We start from the raw sequence: 19,401 nt of genomic DNA, 5'->3' as shown, positions 1-19,401 counted from the left end.
GCGCCGAGGATCGTGTCGATCCCCGGCCCCTGGCTTCAGAGATTGTCTCTCACTGCTTGGTATCGTCCAGTGCCAGGTTGAGCGCCAGCACATTGACGACCGGCTCGCCGAGGAAGCCGAGTTCGCGGCCTTCGACATGGCTGTCGACAAGCGCCTTGACCTTGGCTTCGTCGAAGCCCCTGGCCTTAGCCACCCGAGCGACCTGGAAATAGGCGGCGTCCGGGCTGATGGCGGGATCGAGGCCGCTGCCGGACGTCGTCACCAGATCCATCGGCACCGGCCGGTTCGGGTTCTCCGCCTTCAGCTTTGCAACATCGCCCTTGATGCGGTCGATCAGCTTGGGGTTGGTTGGACCGAGATTGGAGCCGCTGGACGCTGCGGCGTTGTATCCGTCGCCGGCAGCCGAGGGGCGGCCATGGAAATACTTGTCGTCGGCAAAGCCCTGGCCGATCAGTTCGGAGCCGATGACCGTGCCGTTTTTCTCGATCAAGCTGCCATTGGCCTGGTGCGGAAACAGCGCCTGGGCGATGCCGGTCATGCCCAGGGGATAGATCAGGCCGGTCAAAACGGTGAAAAAGACGATCATGATAACAGCGGGTCTTATCTGAGTGAGCATGGACGTATTTCCTTAAGCGAGGCCGAGGCCGGTGACGATCATGTCGATCGCCTTGATGCCGGCGAAGGGAACGATGATGCCGCCGAGGCCGTAGACCAGCAGGTTGCGGCTGAGCAGCGCGCCGGCGCCGATGGCGCGGTATTTGACGCCTTTCAGCGACAGCGGGATCAGAGCGATGATGATCAGCGCGTTGAAGATGATGGCCGACAGGATGGCGCTCTGCGGCGTCGCCAAGTGCATGATGTTGAGCGCTTGCAGGGGGCCGATTGTATGTCCCGGCGCAACGTAGAAGACGGCAAACATGGCCGGGATGATGGCGAAGTATTTGGCGACGTCGTTGGCGATCGAGAAGGTCGTCAGCGAGCCGCGCGTCATCAGCAGCGCCTTGCCGATCTCGACGATCTCGATCAGCTTGGTCGGGTCACTATCGAGGTCGATCATGTTGCCGGCCTCGCGGGCGGCAACCGTGCCGGTGTTCATGGCGACGCCGACGTCGGCCTGCGCCAAGGCCGGCGCGTCGTTGGTGCCGTCACCGCACATGGCGACCAGCTTGCCCTTGGCCTGTTCGTCGCGGATCAGCTTCAGCTTGTCCTCGGGCGTGGCCTGGGCGAGGAAATCGTCGACGCCGGCTTCGGCTGCGATCGCCGCCGCAGTCATCGGATTGTCGCCGGTGATCATCACGGTGCGGATGCCCATTTTGCGCAGTTCGGCAAAGCGCTCGCGGATACCACCCTTGACGATGTCCTTGAGGTGGACGACGCCGAGCAGGCGGCCGTCACGCTCGACGGCCAGCGGCGTGCCGCCCGACTTGGCGATCTCGTCGGCGATCGCCTGGAGATCCTTGACGGTGTCGCTGCCGGGGCGCGTGCCGTGAGTGGCCGATGTCGACTGGCTGACATAGGCGAGAACCGAATCGACGGCGCCCTTGCGCACCGACGAGCCATCGATGTCGACGCCGCTCATCCGGGTCTGCGCGGTGAAGGGCACGAAGCTGGCATGCAAGGTTGCCATGTCACGGGCGCGGATGGCGTATTTCTCCTTGGCCAGCACGACGATCGAGCGTCCCTCAGGCGTCTCGTCGGCGAGCGAGGCGAGCTGCGCGGCATCGGCCAGTTCCTGTTCGGTGACGCCCTTGACCGGGCGGAATTCGGTGGCCTGGCGGTTGCCGAGCGTGATGGTGCCGGTCTTATCGAGCAAAAGCGTATCGACGTCGCCCGCCGCTTCGACGGCACGGCCGGACATGGCCAGCACGTTGAAGCGCACCAGGCGGTCCATGCCGGCAATGCCGATGGCCGACAGCAGGGCGCCGATGGTGGTCGGGATCAAGGTGACGAACAGCGCGACCAGCACCGTCACCGGGATATAGCCGCCGGAATAGGAGGCAAAGCTCGGGATCGTGGCGGTGGCCAGCACGAAGATCAGCGTCATGCCGAGGAGCAGGATGTTGAGCGCGATCTCGTTGGGCGTCTTCTGGCGCGAGGCACCCTCGACCAGCGAGATCATGCGGTCGAGGAAGGTGTGGCCGGAGGCGGCTGATATGCGCACGCGAATCCAGTCGGACAGAACCTGCGTGCCGCCGGTGACCGCCGAACGGTCGCCGCCGGATTCGCGAATGACGGGTGCGGACTCGCCGGTGATTGCCGCCTCGTTGACCGAGGCCACGCCTTCGATCACTTCACCGTCGGACGGGATGATGTCGCCGGCTTCGACCAGCACGATGTCGCCAACCTTCAGGCTGGTGCCGGGCACCAGCTTGAACCTGGAGCGGTCTTCGCCGGCAAGCAGCTTGGCCTGGGTTTCGGTGCGCGCCTTGCGCAGCGAATCGGCCTGCGCCTTGCCGCGGCCTTCGGCGACGGCCTCGGCGAAGTTGGCGAACAGCACGGTGAACCACAGCCAGATGATGATCTGCAGCGTAAAGCCGAAATCGCCGCCGCCGGTGGCGAGATCCTTGACGAACAGGACCGTGGTAAGAAGCGAGACGATGGCGACGACGAACATCACCGGGTTCCTGACCAGCGTGCGGGGGTCGAGTTTCCTGAAGGCGCCGCCGATGGCCGGCCACAGGATGCGGGCATCCATGATGCTCGCGGATTTGGACTGGCTCATTTGGTGGCTCCAGTATCTGAACTGTTGGCCGGCACCGACCGATCGGATGCCGAAAAGAGGGGCGGCGGACCATAGGCCAGCAGCCAGATCACGATCATGACTGCCGCAATGCCGAGGAAGGTGGACACGCCGGGGAAGGGAGGGGGCGTTTCCTCCCCCTCATTGCCGGCTCGTGGGCCGGCTCGCGGCCGGGCCTTCATGCGTTTTGGGTAGAACCAGGACATGACAAGCCTCAGAATGTCTGGCCGTTGATGGCAGCCAGGTGCTCGACGATCGGTCCGATCGCCAGTGCCGGGAAGAAGGTCAGGCCGACGACGATCAGGATGACGCCGACGAGCAGGCCGACGAACAGCGGGCCGTCGGTCGGGAAGGTGCCGGCGGAAGCCGGAACCGTCTTCTTCGTCGCTAGCGAGCCGGCAATGGCAAGCGCTGGAATGATGACGAAGAAGCGACCCACCCACATGGAGATGCCGAGCGTGACGTTGTACCAGGGCGTGTTGCCGGAAAGGCCGCCAAAGGCCGAGCCGTTGTTGGCCGCCGCCGAAGTGTAGGCATAAAGAACCTCGGAGAAGCCATGCGGACCGCCATTGGCCATCGAGGCGACGGCGCTTGGCAGCACGACCGCTATTGCCGTGAAGACCAGCATGACCAACGGCAGAGCGAGGATGGCGAGCATTGCCATCTTGACCTCCTTGGCCTCGATCTTCTTGCCGAGATATTCGGGCGTGCGGCCAACCATCAGGCCGGCGACGAACACGGTGATGACGATGAACATGACGATGCCGTAGAAGCCGGCGCCGACGCCGCCGACGATGACTTCGCCGAGCTGCATGTTGAGCATCGGGATCAGGCCGCCAAGTGCTGTGAACGAGTCATGCATGGCGTTCACCGCACCGCAGCTCGCAGCCGTGGTGATGACGGCGAATAGTGCCGAAGCGGCAATGCCGAAGCGGCTCTCCTTGCCTTCCATGTTGGCGCCGTCGACGCCCAACGCATGGACCAGCGGATTGCCCGCGGCTTCCGCCCAGTAGCAGATAACGACGCCAGCGATGAACAGCACACCCATCGTGGCCAGGATCGCCCAGCCCTGGCGCTGGTTGCCGACCATGCGGCCGAAGACGTTGGTGAGTGCAGCACCCAGCGCGAAGATCGTCACCATCTGGATCATGTTGGAGATGGCGTCGGGGTTTTCGAAAGGATGCGCGGCATTGGCGTTGAAGAAGCCGCCGCCATTGGTGCCGAGCATCTTGATGGCGACCTGCGAGGCGACCGGCCCAAGGGCGAGCGTCTGCTTGGCGCCCTCCAGCGTGGTGGCGTCGACATAAGGCCCGAGCGTCTGCGGCATGCCGAGCCAGACATAGACAAGGGTGAGCACGATGCTGAGCGGCAGCAGGATGTAGAGCGTGCAGCGGGTCATATCGACCCAGAAATTGCCGATCGATTTGGCCGAGGCGCGGGCGAAGCCGCGGATCAGCGCCACCGCAATGGCAATGCCGACGGCGGCGGACATGAAGTTCTGAACAGTCAGGCCGGCCATCTGCACGAGGTAGGACAACGTGCTTTCGCCGCCGTAATTCTGCCAGTTGGTGTTGGTGACGAAGCTGACGGCAGTGTTGAAGGCGAGATTGGGTTCGACCGATGCCATCCCGGCCGGATTGTAAGGCAGGACGCCCTGCAGGCGTTGCAGAAAGTACAGCACCAGGAAGCTGGCAAGGCTGAAGAAGATGATTCCTGCCGCGTAGGTCGTCCAGTGCTGCTCCTCGCGCTCGCTGGTTCCCGAAATGCGGTAGAGGCCGCGCTCAACGGGCCCGAGTATGGGCGAGAGAAAGGTGCGATCGCCATTGAAGACGCGGTACATGTAGCCGCCGAGCGGCTTCACCAGCAAAACGACGATCCCGCAATAAACCAGGATCTGTATCCATCCGTTGAGTGTCATGGGTTTCCGTGCCTTGCTTCAGAAGCGTTCTGGGCGAACGAGGGCGTATGTCAGGTAGACGAGCAGGAACAAGGTCACGCCGCCACCGAGGATGTAATCGACAAGCATGGTGCGATCCTTCCGCTTAAAGAGCGTCGCAAGCTTTGATGTAGGCGAGGGAAAGACCGAAGAACAAAACCTCGATCCCGATGACGACGATGTCCATTTGTGTTGGTCCTTGCTTCTGCTTGTATTTGGCGCCAGCGACTGGCGAGCCAGAAATTCCATGAGAACGGCCCGCCGTAACTCTGGGGTCACGGCGTCCGCAGCGTTTTGCTCGAGATGGAATATGGACCCGATCGCCATAAAGGTTCGAGACGGGGCCGGGAGGAAAGATATAAAATTCCTATAAAGATTTCCGGGAGATGGCTCCGTTCCGGGCCGCTAGAAACCGACGCCATGATATCGCGACCCCTCTTGCGGCGGCTCCGTCTTTCGAAACAATGGGAACGCAAAACGAGGGAAAAACAGATGCTCGACATGGCACCATCGAAACAGGCGGCGACATGGCTTTGCGCGCTTGCACGGGCGCTGGAAGCTGATGACGCCGAGGCGGCCGCCAACCTGTTCGTCGAGGATTGCTACTGGCGCGATCTGCTGGCTTTCACCTGGAACATCACCACGATGGAAGGCCGCGATGAGATCCGCGACATGCTGCAAGCGACGCTGGCGGAAACGAAGCCCTCACACTGGACGCTGTCCGGCGAGGCGACCTCGGATGAGGGCACCGTCGAGGCCTGGTTCACGTTCGAAACGGCGGTCGCGCGGGGCGAAGGGATTGTGCGCCTTACGGACGGCCGCTGCCGGACCTTGTTCACGGCGGTGCGTGAGCTCAAGGGGTTCGAGGAACAAAAGGGACCGGCGCGGCCGCTTGGTATCCGTCACAAGGCCGATCCGAAGCGCGAAACCTGGGCGGAGGCGCGGGCGCGCGAGACGCGCGACCTCGGCGCCACCGAGCAGCCCTATTGCCTGGTGATCGGCGGCGGGCAGGGCGGCATCATGCTCGGCGCGCGGCTGAGGCAGCTCGGTGTGCCCACCATCATCATCGAGAAAAATGCGCGCCCCGGCGATTCCTGGCGCAACCGTTATCGCTCGCTCGTGCTCCACGATCCGGTCTGGTACGACCATCTGCCCTACATTCCGTTCCCGGAGAACTGGCCGGTGTTCACGCCCAAGGACAAGATGGGCGACTGGCTGGAGATGTACACCAGGGTGATGGAGCTCAACTACTGGGTCGCCACCAAATGCCTCAGCGCCAGCTATGACGAGGCCGAGAAGGTGTGGACTGTGGTGGTCGACCGCGTCGGCCGGCAGATCACGCTGAAGCCGAAGCACATTGTCTTTGCCACCGGCGCCTATGGCCCGCCACGCCAGATCGCGCTGCCCGGCGCCGAGACCTTCAAGGGCGAACTCCTGCATTCCAGCCAGTATGCAAGCGGCGAGAAATTCCGCGGCAGACGTGTCGCTGTCATCGGCGCGGCAAGCTCGGGGCACGATGTCAGCGTCGACCTCTGGGAGAGCGGCGCAGACGTCACCATGATCCAGCGGTCGCCGACGACAGTGGTGAAATCCGACACTCTGATGGAAGTCGGCTTCGAGATCTTCTCGGAAAAGGCTTTGGCGCGCGGCATCAGCACCGACAAGGCCGACCTGATCGTCGCGTCCACGCCGTTCGCGCTTGTACCCAAGGGCCAGCGGGATCTTTACGAGGTGATCAAGGCACGCGACGCAGACTTCTACGACCAGCTACGCGCCGCCGGCTTCGCCATCGATTTCGGGGAGGACGAGACCGGGCTGTTGATGAAGGCCTACCGCACCGGCTCCGGCTACTACATCGATGTCGGCGCCTGCGAACTGATCATCAATGGCGAGATCAAAGTGAAGAGCGGCGTCGGCATCAGTTCATTGACGCCGACCGGCATCCTGTTCGACGACCGCAGCGAGCTGGCCGTCGATGCGATCGTCGCCTGTACCGGCTACCAGTCGATGAACGAGACCGTGGCGGCCATCGTCTCGCGCGAGGTCGCCGACAAGGTCGGGCCATGCTGGGGCCTCGGCTCCGGCGTCAAGGGCGATCCCGGTCCTTGGCAAGGCGAGCTGCGCAACATGTGGAAGCCGACGGCGCAGGACGCGCTGTGGTTCCACGGCGGCAATCTGGCGCTGTCGCGGTTTTACTCGAAATATGTGGCGCTGCAGATCAAGGCGCGGATGGAAGGGATTGCGACGCCGGTGTTTGGGGCGGTGAGTAACGCAGGGCGCTAGCGATCTCCTCCCCCCTCGAGGGGGAGATGTCGCCGAAGGCGACAGAGGGGGTCGCCACGCGTGGAGCGCTGACCTTCATTCTCGGCAAGGAAGGTCGCGTCCGGTCGAACCGACCCCCTCTGGCCTGCCGGCCATCTCCCCCTCAAGGAGGGAGATTATCCACGCCCGAAATGCCGTGCCGCGACCTCGACATGCGTATGTGCCGCATGCGGCGCGAAGCGCTCGGTCTCGTTGTGGTCGGGCGCTTCGTTCGGCCACCAGACACCGCCGATAACAATGCCTTCTGAGACCAGCCGCTGATCCGCGATCAGCGCCGCACCGACCGCATCGACGAAGGTAAAGCGCCCGGGGCGCAGTCTCAGCACCGCGACATCGCCGACACCGCCAACTTTCAGCGTCCCAAGCTCCGGCCTGGCGATCGCCTCGGCTGGCCTTTGCGTGGCGGCGCGCAGCACCTCGACCAGCGGCATGCCCAGCGCCATTAGCTTCGACATGCAGACCAGTATGTCGAAGGCCGGACCGTCGACGCAATAGAGATGCACGTCGCTGGAGATGACGTCGGGCGCGAGGCCCTCGGCCAGCATCGCTTTCGCCACGGCGAAGTCGAACGATCCCATGCCGTGGCCGATGTCGAAGATGACGCCGCGTTCGCGGGCCAGCCGCATGTCCGGCCGCACCGCGCCGGAGGCGAAGACCGGCGCGTTGGGGAACGGGCGAAAACAGTGCGTGAGGATGTCACCCTTGCGCAGGCGCGGCAGCACCTCGGAACGGCCGGGCGGCGGCTCGTCTATATGCGCCATCAGCGGCAGGCCGGCCCGGTCGGCGGCTTCCAGCGCGAGGTCCACCGGCGCGATGCCGCTGGTGCCGCCGGCATGCTTGCCGGAGCGCACTTTTACGCCGACGACGACACCGGCGTGCTCGCGCACCGCGGCCACCGTCTCGCGTGGCTCGCAGAGCCTGAGATCGCTGCATTCGCCGACAGAGACGCTTTGCGAGAAGCCGAATATGCCGGCAAAGGAGATGTTGACATAGGCCAGGATGCGCACCTTCGAGCGCTCGATGACATGGCGGCGAAAGCCCAGAAAATTGCCGGCGCCGGCGCTGCCGGCATCGATGAAGGTCGTGGTGCCGCTCTTGGCCGCCAGCCGGTCGGCGTCGACGCCCAGCGAGGTGCCGCCCCAATAGACATGGCTATGCAAATCGATGAGGCCGGGCGTGACGATGCAATCACGAGCGTCGACTATCTTGGTGGCGTGCTCGGCATCGATCGCCGCCTCGATGGCCACGATGCGTCCGCCCGCAACGGCGACATCGCGCGGCGCGTCCAGGCCCGAGGCCGGATCGATCAGGCGGCCGCCCTTGATCAGGAGATCGAACTGCATCGGCGCCTGCCTCTCTTCGTTTTGGGGCATGATCTCTGGACAAAACGGTTTCCGTTTGTCCGAGAAAACCCCGTCTCCACTTTTCGGGATCATGCCCCGGCTGGTCAAACCGGCCGGTAGGCGACGGCTTCGACCTCGATCTTGATGTCGATCATCAGCCGCGATTCGACCGTGGTGCGGGCCGGCGGATTCTTCGGGAAGTGCTTGGCGTAGACGGCATTGAAGGCGCCGAAGTCGCGCGCGTCCTCGAGCCAGACCGTGGTCTTGACGACATCGTCCATGGTGCAACCGGCCAGCGCGAGTGCCGCCTTCACATTCTGCAGCACCTGCTCGGTCTGCTCGGTGATGCCGCCCTTGACCACGATGCGGTCGCTGTCGACCGGCACCTGGCCTGAGATGTAGACGAAATCCCCGGCGCGCACGGCCGGCGACAGCGGCACGTGGGATGTTCCAAAACACTCTTTAGGCAAAGGAAACTCCTGTTCAGAATGGCGGGCCGCGCCCCGTTTTCGACGACCGCTCTACGCCTGTCCCGGTGATCCTCATAGGGGGCTTTTTGGAAAGCAGCATTTTTCCAAACGCGTGTTGCTTTATCGCAGGCTCGCCAGCATCTTGCGCGTCGCATTTTCCCGACAGGAGATTTCAATGACCTTCGACAAGAACCCGTTTCCAGAGGGCGATGCCGATCGCCACGCGCTCTGGGAAATGTTGGTGCGGCGCGACATCGACGCCTTTATCGGTCAGGACTGGTCGATGGTCGAGGATGATTTCCTCGCCGACAGCTTCTTCGGCATGCATGCGCATTTCCTCAGCGATGCCGACGCCTGGCGTCTGCAATTCCCGAGCCTTGCCGTCTATCGCGACGAATGGCTGCGCCAGGCCAAGGAGACGGCGGCGGCCAGATTCGCCGAGCCGCTGCGCGAGGCGCTGTTTCGCGTCACCAACATGCGCGACATCGATGTCGATGGCGACCGCGCCGTGCTGCACAAGAAGTTCAACGGCTCGGTGGCCAAGGCCGATGGCAGCGTCGACAAGCTGAAATGGCAGACGCTGTATTTTTGCAGGAAGGTGGCGGGCCACTGGAAGATCGGCGGCTTCGTCGGCTACATGCCACATCCCTTGGGGATCTGAGGTTTACCCGCTTATGCTATTGCCGGCCTTCGCGCACGAAGACGTCCGCTTCCGGGCTGCAGCTGTAAAAGCTCGCCAACCGAACCCACTCGAGCTCAAGCGAGTTGAACGGGACAGGTTCGTCCAACAGGGCTAGCGGGAGCGGTGGTCGAACACAACCGCCATGGTCTTACCAATTGCCGCCATGACGACGAGTTCGACGAGATCGTCGTCGCTGTCGACACAGGTTGGATCCATGCGGCGGATGGCGTCGAGCGCCGCCCTGGTCGAGACGGTATCGCCGGCGCGGAATCTGGAAAGCGCAGAGGAAACAAGGTTCTGGGTTGTCACGTCGATGACAGGTACGCTCGGCACTACGTTCATGGCTTCCTCCTGCCAAGAACCCTCTCCCGAAGGAAATAATACGCCGAACGACGGCGTGTGCCAGCGGAATCGTGGTCCGACCAGATTGCCTGGAGGGCACGTTTGCGTGTTTGATAGGATCGAGCCCACAGCGTCCAGGACGGGACATGAAACTGTACTTCAGCCGCAATCCCAATCCGCGCCTCGCGGTTGCAACTGCACGTCATCTGCAGGCCAAGGTCGAGTGTGAGTTTGCGGCACCCATGGCGCCCGGGCAGGCTGAGCGGTTTCGTCAGCTCAATCCCAATCTTACCCTGCCGATATTGGCATGGCCGGGCGGCAGCCTGTGGGAAGCAGACGCCATAGCCTGCCTTCTGTCGCGCGAAGCGGGTTCGGATTTCTGGCGCGGCGGCGATGACCAACCCGACATGATCCGCTGGCTGAGCTGGGGCAAGGAGAATTTCGTCCGGGCCTGCGACATCGTGCATTTCGAGCGCGGAACCAAGCAGCGCTACGGGATTGGGCCCGTCGACCAGGGCAAGGTCGAGGAGGGGCTGGCGGAGTTCCGCATCGCGGCAGCGATTCTCGAGGCGGAGCTCGCCAAGCGGCCATGGCTTGTGGGCAAGTCGCTCTCCTATGCCGATCTCCGTATGGCGACGTTTTTGCCGTTCAACGATGCAGCCGGCCTGCCGCTGGCGGACTATCCCTCTGTTCTGGGTTGGTATCGCCGGCTCGAAGCCATCGATGCCTGGCGCGATCCCTTCGACGGGCTGGACGCGCCGCTTCTGCCGCCGGTCAACTCCGCTTGATGTGCTTCCCTTTGGGCAGATGGGCTGATGTGTGGCGCTTTGGCAGCATAGGTGTGGAACAGCGGGCGAGTTGCCATGGCGCGCTCGACGGCTCGCGGCCGGGTTGATAAGCCCTGTCCGCAAGGAGAGTCGTGACATGACCGTAGCCATCGAGATGGGACAGACGACGGCGGGTGCGCCGGCGGCGCTCGACCTTGAGGAGCTGCTGGCGACCCGGCTTCTGGTGCAAGGCAATTCCGGCTCCGGCAAATCGCACCTTTTGCGCCGGCTCCTGGAGCAGAGCGCGCCCTGGGTGCAGCAGACCATCATCGACCCGGAAGGCGATTTCGTCTCGCTGGGCGACCATTACGGCCATCTGGTCATCGATGCCGAGGAGCATACGGAGCGTGGCCTGCAAGCAGCCGGCGAGCGGGCGCGCATCCACCGCGTCTCCACGGTGCTCAATCTCGAAGGGCTCGATGCCGAGAACCAGATGCGGCGCGCCGCTGCCTTTCTCGGCGGGTTGTTCGAGGTTGCCCGCGAGCATTGGTATCCGATGCTGGTGGTGGTCGACGAAGCGCAGCTGTTCGCGCCCGCCGTGGCCGGCGAAGTGTCCGACGAGGCGCGAAAGCTCTCGCTCGGCGCCATGACCAATTTGATGTGCCGCGGCCGCAAGCGCGGCCTTGCCGGCATCATCGCCACGCAGCGGCTGGCAAAGCTCGCCAAGAATGTCGCGGCGGAGGCGTCCAATTTCCTCATGGGCCGTACCTTCCTCGATATCGACATGGCGCGCGCCGCCGACCTTCTGGGCATGGAACGGCGTCAGGCCGAGGCGTTTCGAGACCTGGAGCGCGGGCACTTCATGGCGTTGGGCCCAGCGCTGTCGCGCCGTCCGCTGGGCGTGCGCATCGGCCAGACCGAGACCAGCCCGCGCAACGGTACGCCGCGGCTGATGGCAATGCCGGAAACAGCGCTTGAAGACGCGCGCGCCATCATCCTGGCGGCGCCGCCGCCCGAGACGATGCGCGCGCCGCGCCGGATGGCGTCGCCGGAGCTGCTCGACCAGCTGATGGCGGCCAAATCGGCGGCGATGGAGATCCGCCCGGAACCTGCGGAACCGGCGGTAAGCGCCGAGGATATGGCCGAGCGGCGAGAGCGGGTGGACCGTGTCCTGCGCGCCATCCTGGCGCAGCCCGATGCGGGTTTCCGCGTCATCGGCGTGCTTTATCAGGAGTTCGTCGTCCGCTGCCGCATCGAAGGCCTCGCTTCGGTGGTGCCGGACCTCTCAGAATTCCGTCGCATGCTGACGCGTGCCCGCGCCGGGCTCGGCGCAGACATGGCAGGCGATGACGCCTGGCAGGACGTTTCCGTGCGCGCCTCGCTGCTGCCCGAGGACATGCAGGGCGTGTTCATGATGATCGCCCGCGCCGCCAAGGAGGGCTGGCCGTGCCCGAGCGACGCGGCGATCGCGCGCGCCTACGGCTCGCATTCGCTGCGGCGCGCCCGGCGGCTGCTCACCTATATCGAGGAGCAGGGCCTCATCGTCTGCCAGCTCGACGGCACCGGCCGCCGCACGGTGACGCTGGTCGAGCTCGCCTGGGCGACGGCGCCGGGCGACCCCAATGCCGCGGAGGCGGAACAGGGCAGCCTGGCGCTCTGAAAGGCGAACAGGCAGCTACCTGACTTGCTTGCGCGGTTCTGAACAAGATGTGTTTCGCCGATCGGCGCGCGACGATTTATGATGGGTTTCCGAGAATCGCAGAACGGTTCGGGCGGGAGGGTTGTCCGGTGCGGTTGAAATCTCTGGCTGTCTTTGTCTTTGGCCTCCTCGCCATCGCCGGCATCGCCTTGACGATGTCTGCCCGGTCTTTTGCCGCGTCCTCCGATATACCGGCTTGGCTGCAGGCCCATGTCGGCAATGACGACGGCGAGATTTCGCAAGTGGTGCTGGAGCGGGCGCGCGCGCTTTACCTGAAAAAGGTCGCGCAAGGCCCGGTCCACAATGGCTGCTATTTCGCCATGGATGCGACGCGCCCCGGCGATCTCGGCAATGGCGTGCTAGGGCGGCGCTACTACGTCATTTGCGAGGCCAAGCAGTCGTTCAGGGCGATCTCGTCGGGCCATGGCGGCGGCCGCAATCTGAAGGGCGTGGTCGATTTCTCCAACGGCAAACGCTGCGCGAAAAACTTCGGCAATGCCCTGGACTCGTCCTTGACGACCGGCGGCGCCTATATGACCGGCGAGGCAAAGACCTCATTCAAGGGTTTTTACCGCATCGGCGCAAAAAAGGACCAGGCGCTGCTGCGCACCTTCATCCAGTTCGACGGTGAGGGAGAGACGGCGAATGCCAGGCAGCGGGTGATCGGTGGCCACGCGGCGCGGCTGTTGCGCGGCATGTGCCTGCGCAAAAACCCGAACAGCTCCTATGCCGACCATGACGGCTTCGTGCCATACGGCAAGCTGGTGGATTATGCTGGCGGCCGCAGCAATGGCTGCACCAGCTGGTCGCCGTCCGACGCCGACCAGATCATTTCGATGGTGAAGGGCAATCCGACGACGCTCTATATCTACCCGGAATCGCGCGACATCACCGCCGTTGGTAAATCGGGCGCCTATTGGAATGCGTCCTGCCTGAAGGAGATCGGCAAGCCGAAATTCTGGCCGCGAAAGAGCCTTGAGCCGATCATCGCGCAATACGCCAAGGACAACCCGCCACCGCCGCCGCAACCGTTGCCGATCTGCACCGGGCCGTGAGGGATGAGTCCTCGGCTCGGCATTGTCGGCGGCGCGGACTGGCTGGGCGGCGCCGCCGATCCGATGGGCTCTACTGATTGATCTCGGGTTCGACGAGCTTTGCCAGATTGCGCAGCGACTCCTGCCAGCCGAGATAGCAGGCTTCAGCCGGAATAACGTCCGGAATGCCGGCCTGCGTGATGTCGAGTTCCGTGCCGACCGACACTTTCTTCAGGAGCACGGTCACTTCGATCTGGCCGGGCAAATTGGGGTCGTCGAACCTGTCGGTGTAGCGCAGGCGCTCGCCGGGAACGAGTTCGAGATATTCGCCGCCGAAGGAATGGCTGCCGCCCGTCGTGAAGTTTCGGAACGACATCTTGAAGGCGCCACCGACTTTCGCGTCGAAGCTGTGTACCGTGCAAGTGAAGCCGTTCGGCGGAAGCCATTTCGCCAGCGCGTCGGCTTCTGTGAATGCGCGGTAGACCTTCTCCGGGCTGGTCGTCAGAACGCGGTGCAAACGTACGGTGCTTGGCATCTCTTCGGTATCCTTTGTGGTTTCGTTGTTCGATGCCCCAAGGACGGGTGAACCTCACCCGGTCCGACATAGCCTGTCAAATTTTCTTGAGCCCTTTGCCCGCGGCCATCCGCCCGCGACTTCGACCGCCGCCTCAGGCAGGCGGTCGTGTCGCGTCAAATTGCATGCATCATTGACAGGTTGCCTAACTTTTCGGCCCGGATCTCACAATTTATTAAAATTGTAAGTCTCTCCTACAAAGTTGTATTAGGATCAGCTTAACGCCTTCGGCATTATCTATTAAATGATGGGCGACGATCTCCTTGGTGTACTATAGAATGATTCCCTTGAACGACGGATCAATTTAAGAGTTGATCCGAAATGGTCGCTCGAAGGTTGTCGAACGACCAAGGCAGCACGCGCAAGGAGTGTCGGAATGACCACAGTCCTCAACGCCAAAGGCATTCCACTTCCGTATACCGGCGCTTCCACCCATTGGTTCTCGGCGACTGGAGGCGCGCCTTACCGCTACGGCACCTCGGGCAACGATTCCTTCTGGGGCGACACCAACGTCAAGGTCACCATGTATGGCGGGGCGGGCGACGACTATTACCATCTCTATTCGACGATCAACAAAGCGGTCGAGAACTACGGCGCGGGCGTCGACACGATCGATACCTGGATGAGCTACAAGCTGCCCGCGAATTTCGAGAACCTCGTCGTCACCGGCGACGGCCACTATGCCTTCGGCAATGGTCAGGACAACATCATAACGGGCGGCGCTGGCAGCCAGACGCTGGACGGCGGCAAGGGCAATGACGTCCTGATCGGCGGCGCCGGCGCCGACACCTTCATCATCACCAAGGGCAATGGCAGCGACCTGATCTCCGATTTCGGCGCGACCGACACGGTGCGCCTCAACGGCTATGCTTTCACCTCGTTCGAGGCCGTCCACGCCAATATGGTCCAGGTGGGATCGAACGTGCAGCTGAACCTCGGCTCGAGCGAGGTGCTGGTGTTTCACAACACCACGATCGACAAGTTTCAGCCCGGGCAGTTCGAGCTGCCGATCGACAAGACCGGCATGACGCTGTCCTTCAACGACGATTTCAACACGCTGAGGCTGTGGAACGGCCAGAGCGGCATCTGGGATTCCAATTTCTGGTGGGGGGCGCAGAACGGCAGCTCGCAGCCCCAGAACGGCGAGCTGCAATGGTATATCGACGCCAATTATGCGCCGACCAGCTCGGTCCATCCGTTCAGCGTCGCAAGCGGCGTGCTCACCATAACCGCGGCGCATGCGCCCGACGACATCAAGCCGCTGATCAACAATTACGAATACACTTCCGGCATACTGACGACGCACGACACCTTCTCGCAGACCTATGGCTATTTCGAAATGCGGGCCGATCTCCCGGAAAACGCCGGCGCGTGGCCGGCCTTCTGGCTTCTGCCCGAAGACGGTTCATGGCCCCCGGAACTCGACGTGATCGAAATGTATGGGCAGAACCCGAATGCGCTTCTCATGACCGCGCACACAAATGAGACGGGAACCCACACCACGGTCGGGTCGACGGTGAATGTCTCCAACACCGACGGCTATCACACCTATGGCCTGTTGTGGACGCCGGACAAGCTGGTCTGGACCTATGATGGCGTCCAGGTCGCGGAAGCGGCGACGCCGTCCGATATGAACAAGCCCATGTATATGCTGGTCGACCTTGCGGTCGGCGGTCAAGCCGGCGCGCCGCCCGACCATCTGGCGACGCCCGCGCAAATGAAGATCGACTATATCCACGCCTATACGCTGAACGATTTGCAGCAGAGCCATCTGAGCACGACAGCCGAGCACGCGGTCTAGATGTCACGGGACCGCGCGCCACTCAGGGATGCGGCCATCGGCTTGCGCCCGGTTTTCCTGCGCGGCATCGCCGATATCGGCATCTTTTCGTTGCTGATCAACATCCTGCTCCTGGTGATCCCGCTCTATCTGCTGCAGGTCTATGACCGGGTGTTGCCGTCCTCCAGCGTCGAGACGCTCCTTTATCTCTCGGCCATGGCGGTCCTCGCGCTCGCCTTCCTCGGCCTGCTGGACGCGGTCCGCGCCATCTACGTGCAACGTGTTGCGGCCACCGTCGACCAGAAACTGGGCGCGCGGACATTCGCCGCCTCGCTTGGCGCCAGACATGCCGGCAGCGGGCTGTCGCCGCTGAACGACCTTGCCACGACTTGCGCCTTCATCAGGTCGCGCGGCGTGGCGGTGTTGTTCGACCTGCCGTTTGCGCCCGTCTTCCTGGCCTTGCTCTATTTCATCCATCCCGTCCTGTTCTGGCTGACGCTCGCCGGCGCCGTGCTGCTGTTTCTCCTGGTTGTGGCCAACCAGCTTGCCATCGGCAGGAACGATGCCATGTCGGCGGAACGCTCGGCGGTGGCCAGCCAGGCGGAGCAGGCCTTCGCCCGCAACACCGACACGCTGCGCGCCATGGGCATGGTGCAAAATGCCGCCGCGGTCTGGGGACAACACGTTGCTGAGGCGCTGACCCTGCATGACCGTTCCGGAAGCGCCAATGCGATCTTCAGCGCGACGTCGCGGGCGCTGCGCATGATGCTGCAACTGGCGATCCTCGGCGCCGGCGCGTGGCTGGTGCTACAAGGGCAGATGACCGCCGGCATGATCTTCGCTTCGTCGCTGGTGTCGTCGCGCGCGCTGCAGCCGCTCGACCAGCTGATCGGATCCTGGCGGCAGATCGTCGACGCCAAGCGATGCTGGAAGCGGCTGGACACCGCCCTTGCGGCGCAACCAGCACAGGGGCGCAAGCTCGCACTGCCCGATCCATTGGGCGCGATTTCGGTGCAGGATCTGTTCTTCATCGCGCCGACTGCGGCTTTCGGCACGGAGCCCATCCTCAAGCGGTTGAATTTTGCCATCGGCGCCGGCGAAGCGGTGGCGATCGTCGGCCCGAGCGGGGCCGGCAAATCGACGCTGGCGAAATTGCTTGTGGGCGCGCTGCAGCCGACCGGCGGCGCGGTCAGGGTCGACGGCGCCGACCTGAGGAGCTGGGACGAAACCCAGCTTGGCAGGCATATCGGCTATCTCGCGCAGGAGGTGGAGCTTTTCCCGGGATCGATCGCGCAAAATGTCGCCCGCTTCGAACCCGACGCCGATGACGCCGCGATCGTCGAAGCGGCCAGGCGCGCCGAGGCGCATGAGCTGATTCTCACGCTGCGCGACGGCTATCAGACCATGATAGGCCCGTCGCATACCGTGCTGTCGGGCGGCGAGCGCCAGCGGATAGGGCTGGCGCGCGCCTTCTACGGCAAGCCACGCATGCTGGTGCTGGACGAGCCCAACGCCCATCTCGACGGCAGTGGGGAGGCGGCGCTCGAAGGGATGCTTTCGGCCGCGCGAAGTGTAAGCGTCACGACAGTCGTCATCACGCATCGCCCTTCGATCGCCGCGGCCTGCGACCGCGTCATGGTCCTGCGCAACGGCATGGTCGAAGCTTTCGGCCCTGCGAGCGAGGTGCTGAGGCAACCGGCGGCCGGCAAGGCCGGGAGCGCGGTGGTGACAGGCTCGTTCGTGCCGACCGTGCGCCCGCACAGCGTCCGCTTCGGGTCATAGACGATGATGCAGCAGAGCCTCGCCTTCGAAGGTCGACCGCGCACCGACTTCCGCCGCATGGCCGTCGTCGGCTACGTGGCCATAGCGCTCTTCGTCGGCTGCTTCGGCTATTGGGCGGCGAACGCGCCGCTCTCCGGCGCGGTGATCACCTCCGGCACGATCTCGGCGACGGGCGGCAACATCCTCATCCAGCACCCCGAGGGCGGCATCATCGAGCAGTTGCTGGTGCATGAAGGCGACCGCGTGCAACAAGGCGAACCGCTGGTCCTGCTCGACCGCAGGGCGGCCGAGACCGACCTCAACCGGCTGACCAGACAGACGATCGCGCTCAGGGCAAGTGCCGCGCGACTTGAGGCCGAGCGCGACGGATCGGACAGGCTGGCGCCGATCGCCGAAGCAGCACCCGCGCCGTTCCAGCGCGATTTCGACAATCTGGTGCGCGAACAGCAGAAGGAGTTCGAGGCCAGGCTCGCCCGGTTCCGCTCCGAGCAGTCGATCCTGGCGCAGCGCGTCGCCATGCATCGTGAGTCGGCGCTGGGACTGGAGGCGCAGAAACTCGCCATCCAGCAACAGGCCGAGATCGTGAAGAAGGAACTCGGCATCAAGACCGGCCTGCTCGACAAGGGTCTCACCAACCGCAGCGAATATTCGCAGCTTCTGCGCAGCGAGGCCGATCTGGTCGGCCAGGCCGGCGCGCTGGAGGCGGATATCGCAGCGACCAAGACGCAGATCGTCGAAGCCCAGGCGCAGGTCGAGCGCGCGACCACGCAGCGCGTCGAGGACGCGCTGACCAAGCTCGACGAGGTTCGCACCAGCCTGGCCGACATCGGCGAACAGATCACCGCAGCCGAGGCGGTGCTGGGGCGCACGACGATCAAGGCGCCGGCAGCCGGCATCGTGGTATCCTCGATCTACAACTCCAAAGGCAGCGTGATTGCGCCGGGGCAGAAGATCATGGAGATCCTGCCGACCGCGTCGGGCCTCATCGTCGACGCGAAGCTGCGGCCGAAAGACGTGGACCTGGTTCGCGTCGGCCAGCCGGCGAAGCTCAGGCTGTCCGCCCTGAACGCGCGCCTCACCCCTGAGGTCCCGGCTACGGTGACGCAAATTTCCGCCGACCGGCTGATCGATGAAACCACGCATGAGGCGTATTTCCGCGCCAGGCTGAAGATCACCGACACGCTGCCGCAGGGCGTGAAAGCCGAGCAGCTTTACCCGGGAACGCCGGTCGAGGCGTTTATCAGCACCGGCGACCGAACCTTCCTCGAATATCTGGCGCGGCCGATGCTGGACTCGTTCGCGCGGGCGTTCACGGAGCGATAGGCGCCAACTCGTCCTCCCAGTTGACGCCGCCGTAGAACACCCTGAGAATCACCACCTGGTCGCCTTCTACGGTGAAGGCCATAGTCAGGCGGCGCTCGAAGCCAACGATGCGAAGCCCCGGCCGCACATCATCCCTTAGGGTTCCGCGTTCCGAGGCATAGTCGAGACCCAGGCAAAATCGCTCGATCCGCTCGATGTAGCGAAGGGCGGTGAGGTTGCCGGATGCGTGAGCGACCGTATCGTATATCCATAACAGGTCCGTCTGGGCTTCCGGCAAAAGGACAACATGCCGGCGCTTCACACGTTCCCCTTGAGGCGAGCTGCGTGATGTGCGCGGATGCTATCAAAAGACTTGTCGGCCGGGATGGCCTGGGAGGGGTCTGCCTTCCACCTATCATAGGTCGGCGCGACCTCCTCACGCAGCCAGCGCTCCACGGCGGCGTCGCGTTCCTGCAATGCGCGAAGACCGGCGCGGATCACTTCACTGCTGGTCGCGTATGTGCCGGACCGAACGAGCTGGTCGATGAAAGCAGCCTGCTCGGCCGGCAGGCTGAAGGTGCGTTTTTCGGTGGCGGACATGGATCCCTCCTATCAGGTTGGTATGATA

General features: G+C 63.8%; 19 protein-coding genes. 8 read left to right on the top strand and 11 right to left on the bottom strand.

Annotated features, from left to right (window positions below; translation table 11 throughout):
• Positions 1-49: 49 nt before the first annotated feature.
• Genes kdpC through NKJ88_RS07660 form a run of 5 tightly spaced genes read right to left on the bottom strand, consistent with a single transcriptional unit; the run spans position 50 to position 4,766 of the window.
• Positions 50-616, bottom strand: coding sequence for a potassium-transporting ATPase subunit KdpC (gene kdpC, locus NKJ88_RS07680; RefSeq protein ID WP_023735106.1), 567 nt, complete (start codon positions 614-616; stop codon positions 50-52).
• A 12-nt stretch (positions 617-628) separates the two neighbouring features.
• Entirely contained in the window at positions 629-2,722 is a 2,094-nt protein-coding gene (gene kdpB / locus NKJ88_RS07675; RefSeq protein WP_352443892.1) for a potassium-transporting ATPase subunit KdpB, read from the bottom strand.
• Positions 2,719-2,946: a hypothetical protein gene (locus NKJ88_RS07670; RefSeq protein WP_023710829.1), complete on the bottom strand. Its 228-nt coding sequence runs from the start codon at positions 2,944-2,946 to the stop codon at positions 2,719-2,721. Before NKJ88_RS07670 ends, kdpB begins: the two co-directional genes overlap by 4 nt.
• A gap of 8 nt (positions 2,947-2,954) precedes the next feature.
• The gene (gene kdpA / locus NKJ88_RS07665; protein WP_352443891.1) at positions 2,955-4,658 is read right to left on the bottom strand and encodes a potassium-transporting ATPase subunit KdpA; all 1,704 of its coding nucleotides are present in this window, start codon (positions 4,656-4,658) and stop codon (positions 2,955-2,957) included.
• An 18-nt stretch (positions 4,659-4,676) separates the two neighbouring features.
• Entirely contained in the window at positions 4,677-4,766 is a 90-nt protein-coding gene (locus NKJ88_RS07660; protein WP_023669708.1) for a K(+)-transporting ATPase subunit F, read from the bottom strand.
• 402 nt (positions 4,767-5,168) lie between these two features.
• Here NKJ88_RS07660 and NKJ88_RS07655 point away from each other — a divergent pair, with 402 nt between their 5' ends.
• Positions 5,169-6,959: a flavin-containing monooxygenase gene (locus tag NKJ88_RS07655; protein WP_023704186.1), complete on the top strand. Its 1,791-nt coding sequence runs from the start codon at positions 5,169-5,171 to the stop codon at positions 6,957-6,959.
• 155 nt (positions 6,960-7,114) lie between these two features.
• Here the strand turns inward: NKJ88_RS07655 and NKJ88_RS07650 are convergent, their stop codons facing one another.
• A complete protein-coding gene (locus NKJ88_RS07650; protein ID WP_023704185.1) occupies positions 7,115-8,341 on the bottom strand; it encodes an amidohydrolase/deacetylase family metallohydrolase in 1,227 nt (408 codons plus the stop codon).
• Positions 8,342-8,445: 104 nt separating this feature from the next.
• Positions 8,446-8,811: a RidA family protein gene (locus NKJ88_RS07645; RefSeq protein WP_023707576.1), complete on the bottom strand. Its 366-nt coding sequence runs from the start codon at positions 8,809-8,811 to the stop codon at positions 8,446-8,448.
• Between the two features lie 175 nt (positions 8,812-8,986).
• Between NKJ88_RS07645 and NKJ88_RS07640 the strand changes: the two genes are divergently transcribed.
• Positions 8,987-9,472 carry a hypothetical protein gene (locus NKJ88_RS07640; RefSeq protein ID WP_023669704.1) on the top strand — a complete coding sequence of 162 codons (486 nt, stop codon included), beginning with the start codon at positions 8,987-8,989 and terminating at the stop codon, positions 9,470-9,472.
• A gap of 132 nt (positions 9,473-9,604) precedes the next feature.
• On the opposite strand, the gene NKJ88_RS07635 is transcribed toward NKJ88_RS07640, so the two are convergent.
• On the bottom strand, positions 9,605-9,835 hold the full coding sequence (locus NKJ88_RS07635; protein ID WP_023669703.1) for a hypothetical protein: 231 nt from the start codon (positions 9,833-9,835) through the stop codon (positions 9,605-9,607).
• Between the two features lie 146 nt (positions 9,836-9,981).
• Here NKJ88_RS07635 and NKJ88_RS07630 point away from each other — a divergent pair, with 146 nt between their 5' ends.
• The 3 genes from NKJ88_RS07630 to NKJ88_RS07620 all read left to right on the top strand — a co-directional run bounded on the left by NKJ88_RS07630 (position 9,982) and on the right by NKJ88_RS07620 (position 13,356).
• A complete protein-coding gene (locus NKJ88_RS07630) occupies positions 9,982-10,623 on the top strand; it encodes a glutathione S-transferase family protein (protein WP_352443890.1) in 642 nt (213 codons plus the stop codon).
• 136 nt (positions 10,624-10,759) lie between these two features.
• Positions 10,760-12,262, top strand: coding sequence for a helicase HerA domain-containing protein (locus NKJ88_RS07625; protein WP_023691930.1), 1,503 nt, complete (start codon positions 10,760-10,762; stop codon positions 12,260-12,262).
• A gap of 128 nt (positions 12,263-12,390) precedes the next feature.
• Entirely contained in the window at positions 12,391-13,356 is a 966-nt protein-coding gene (locus NKJ88_RS07620) for a hypothetical protein (protein ID WP_023707579.1), read from the top strand.
• A gap of 70 nt (positions 13,357-13,426) precedes the next feature.
• On the opposite strand, the gene NKJ88_RS07615 is transcribed toward NKJ88_RS07620, so the two are convergent.
• Positions 13,427-13,870 (bottom strand): SRPBCC family protein, encoded by a 444-nt coding sequence (locus tag NKJ88_RS07615; protein WP_023683102.1) that lies wholly within the window; start codon positions 13,868-13,870, stop codon positions 13,427-13,429.
• A 415-nt stretch (positions 13,871-14,285) separates the two neighbouring features.
• On the opposite strand from NKJ88_RS07615, the gene eglC reads away from it, so the two are divergent.
• From eglC to NKJ88_RS07600, 3 genes are read left to right on the top strand one after another with little or no spacing between them, the layout of a single operon-like run.
• Positions 14,286-15,710, top strand: coding sequence for an endo-1,3-1,4-beta-glycanase EglC (eglC, locus tag NKJ88_RS07610; protein ID WP_023817186.1), 1,425 nt, complete (start codon positions 14,286-14,288; stop codon positions 15,708-15,710).
• Positions 15,711-17,471: a type I secretion system permease/ATPase gene (locus tag NKJ88_RS07605; protein ID WP_050485790.1), complete on the top strand. Its 1,761-nt coding sequence runs from the start codon at positions 15,711-15,713 to the stop codon at positions 17,469-17,471.
• 3 nt (positions 17,472-17,474) lie between these two features.
• Positions 17,475-18,794 (top strand): HlyD family type I secretion periplasmic adaptor subunit, encoded by a 1,320-nt coding sequence (locus NKJ88_RS07600; protein ID WP_027049751.1) that lies wholly within the window; start codon positions 17,475-17,477, stop codon positions 18,792-18,794.
• Here NKJ88_RS07600 and NKJ88_RS07595 read toward each other — a convergent pair.
• Positions 18,781-19,095, bottom strand: coding sequence for a type II toxin-antitoxin system RelE/ParE family toxin (locus NKJ88_RS07595; protein WP_027049752.1), 315 nt, complete (start codon positions 19,093-19,095; stop codon positions 18,781-18,783). The genes NKJ88_RS07600 and NKJ88_RS07595 overlap by 14 nt on opposite strands.
• Positions 19,092-19,373 carry a type II toxin-antitoxin system ParD family antitoxin gene (locus NKJ88_RS07590; protein ID WP_023669694.1) on the bottom strand — a complete coding sequence of 94 codons (282 nt, stop codon included), beginning with the start codon at positions 19,371-19,373 and terminating at the stop codon, positions 19,092-19,094. Before NKJ88_RS07590 ends, NKJ88_RS07595 begins: the two co-directional genes overlap by 4 nt.
• Positions 19,374-19,401 lie beyond the last annotated feature (28 nt).

The sequence above is a fragment of the Mesorhizobium sp. M0016 genome (assembly GCF_040324035.1).
Classification (GTDB): domain Bacteria; phylum Pseudomonadota; class Alphaproteobacteria; order Rhizobiales; family Rhizobiaceae; genus Mesorhizobium.
Note: the sequence above shows the minus strand (reverse complement) of the source record. Positions and strands in the feature narration are given on the sequence as shown.

What these genes read in the sequence shown, in the direction of transcription:
- NKJ88_RS07605 (WP_050485790.1), top strand. Translation starts at nt 15,711, where the DNA reads ATGTCACGGGACCGCGCGCCACTCAGGGATGCGGCCATCGGCTTGCGC.
- NKJ88_RS07660 (WP_023669708.1), bottom strand. Translation starts at nt 4,766, where the DNA reads ATGCTTGTCGATTACATCCTCGGTGGCGGCGTGACCTTGTTCCTGCTC.
- NKJ88_RS07625 (WP_023691930.1), top strand. Translation starts at nt 10,760, where the DNA reads ATGACCGTAGCCATCGAGATGGGACAGACGACGGCGGGTGCGCCGGCG.
- kdpB (WP_352443892.1), bottom strand. Translation starts at nt 2,722, where the DNA reads ATGAGCCAGTCCAAATCCGCGAGCATCATGGATGCCCGCATCCTGTGG.
- NKJ88_RS07615 (WP_023683102.1), bottom strand. Translation starts at nt 13,870, where the DNA reads ATGCCAAGCACCGTACGTTTGCACCGCGTTCTGACGACCAGCCCGGAG.
- NKJ88_RS07655 (WP_023704186.1), top strand. Translation starts at nt 5,169, where the DNA reads ATGCTCGACATGGCACCATCGAAACAGGCGGCGACATGGCTTTGCGCG.
- NKJ88_RS07635 (WP_023669703.1), bottom strand. Translation starts at nt 9,835, where the DNA reads ATGAACGTAGTGCCGAGCGTACCTGTCATCGACGTGACAACCCAGAAC.
- NKJ88_RS07600 (WP_027049751.1), top strand. Translation starts at nt 17,475, where the DNA reads ATGATGCAGCAGAGCCTCGCCTTCGAAGGTCGACCGCGCACCGACTTC.
- NKJ88_RS07590 (WP_023669694.1), bottom strand. Translation starts at nt 19,373, where the DNA reads ATGTCCGCCACCGAAAAACGCACCTTCAGCCTGCCGGCCGAGCAGGCT.
- NKJ88_RS07630 (WP_352443890.1), top strand. Translation starts at nt 9,982, where the DNA reads ATGAAACTGTACTTCAGCCGCAATCCCAATCCGCGCCTCGCGGTTGCA.
- NKJ88_RS07640 (WP_023669704.1), top strand. Translation starts at nt 8,987, where the DNA reads ATGACCTTCGACAAGAACCCGTTTCCAGAGGGCGATGCCGATCGCCAC.
- kdpC (WP_023735106.1), bottom strand. Translation starts at nt 616, where the DNA reads ATGCTCACTCAGATAAGACCCGCTGTTATCATGATCGTCTTTTTCACC.
- kdpA (WP_352443891.1), bottom strand. Translation starts at nt 4,658, where the DNA reads ATGACACTCAACGGATGGATACAGATCCTGGTTTATTGCGGGATCGTC.
- NKJ88_RS07670 (WP_023710829.1), bottom strand. Translation starts at nt 2,946, where the DNA reads ATGTCCTGGTTCTACCCAAAACGCATGAAGGCCCGGCCGCGAGCCGGC.
- NKJ88_RS07650 (WP_023704185.1), bottom strand. Translation starts at nt 8,341, where the DNA reads ATGCAGTTCGATCTCCTGATCAAGGGCGGCCGCCTGATCGATCCGGCC.
- eglC (WP_023817186.1), top strand. Translation starts at nt 14,286, where the DNA reads ATGACCACAGTCCTCAACGCCAAAGGCATTCCACTTCCGTATACCGGC.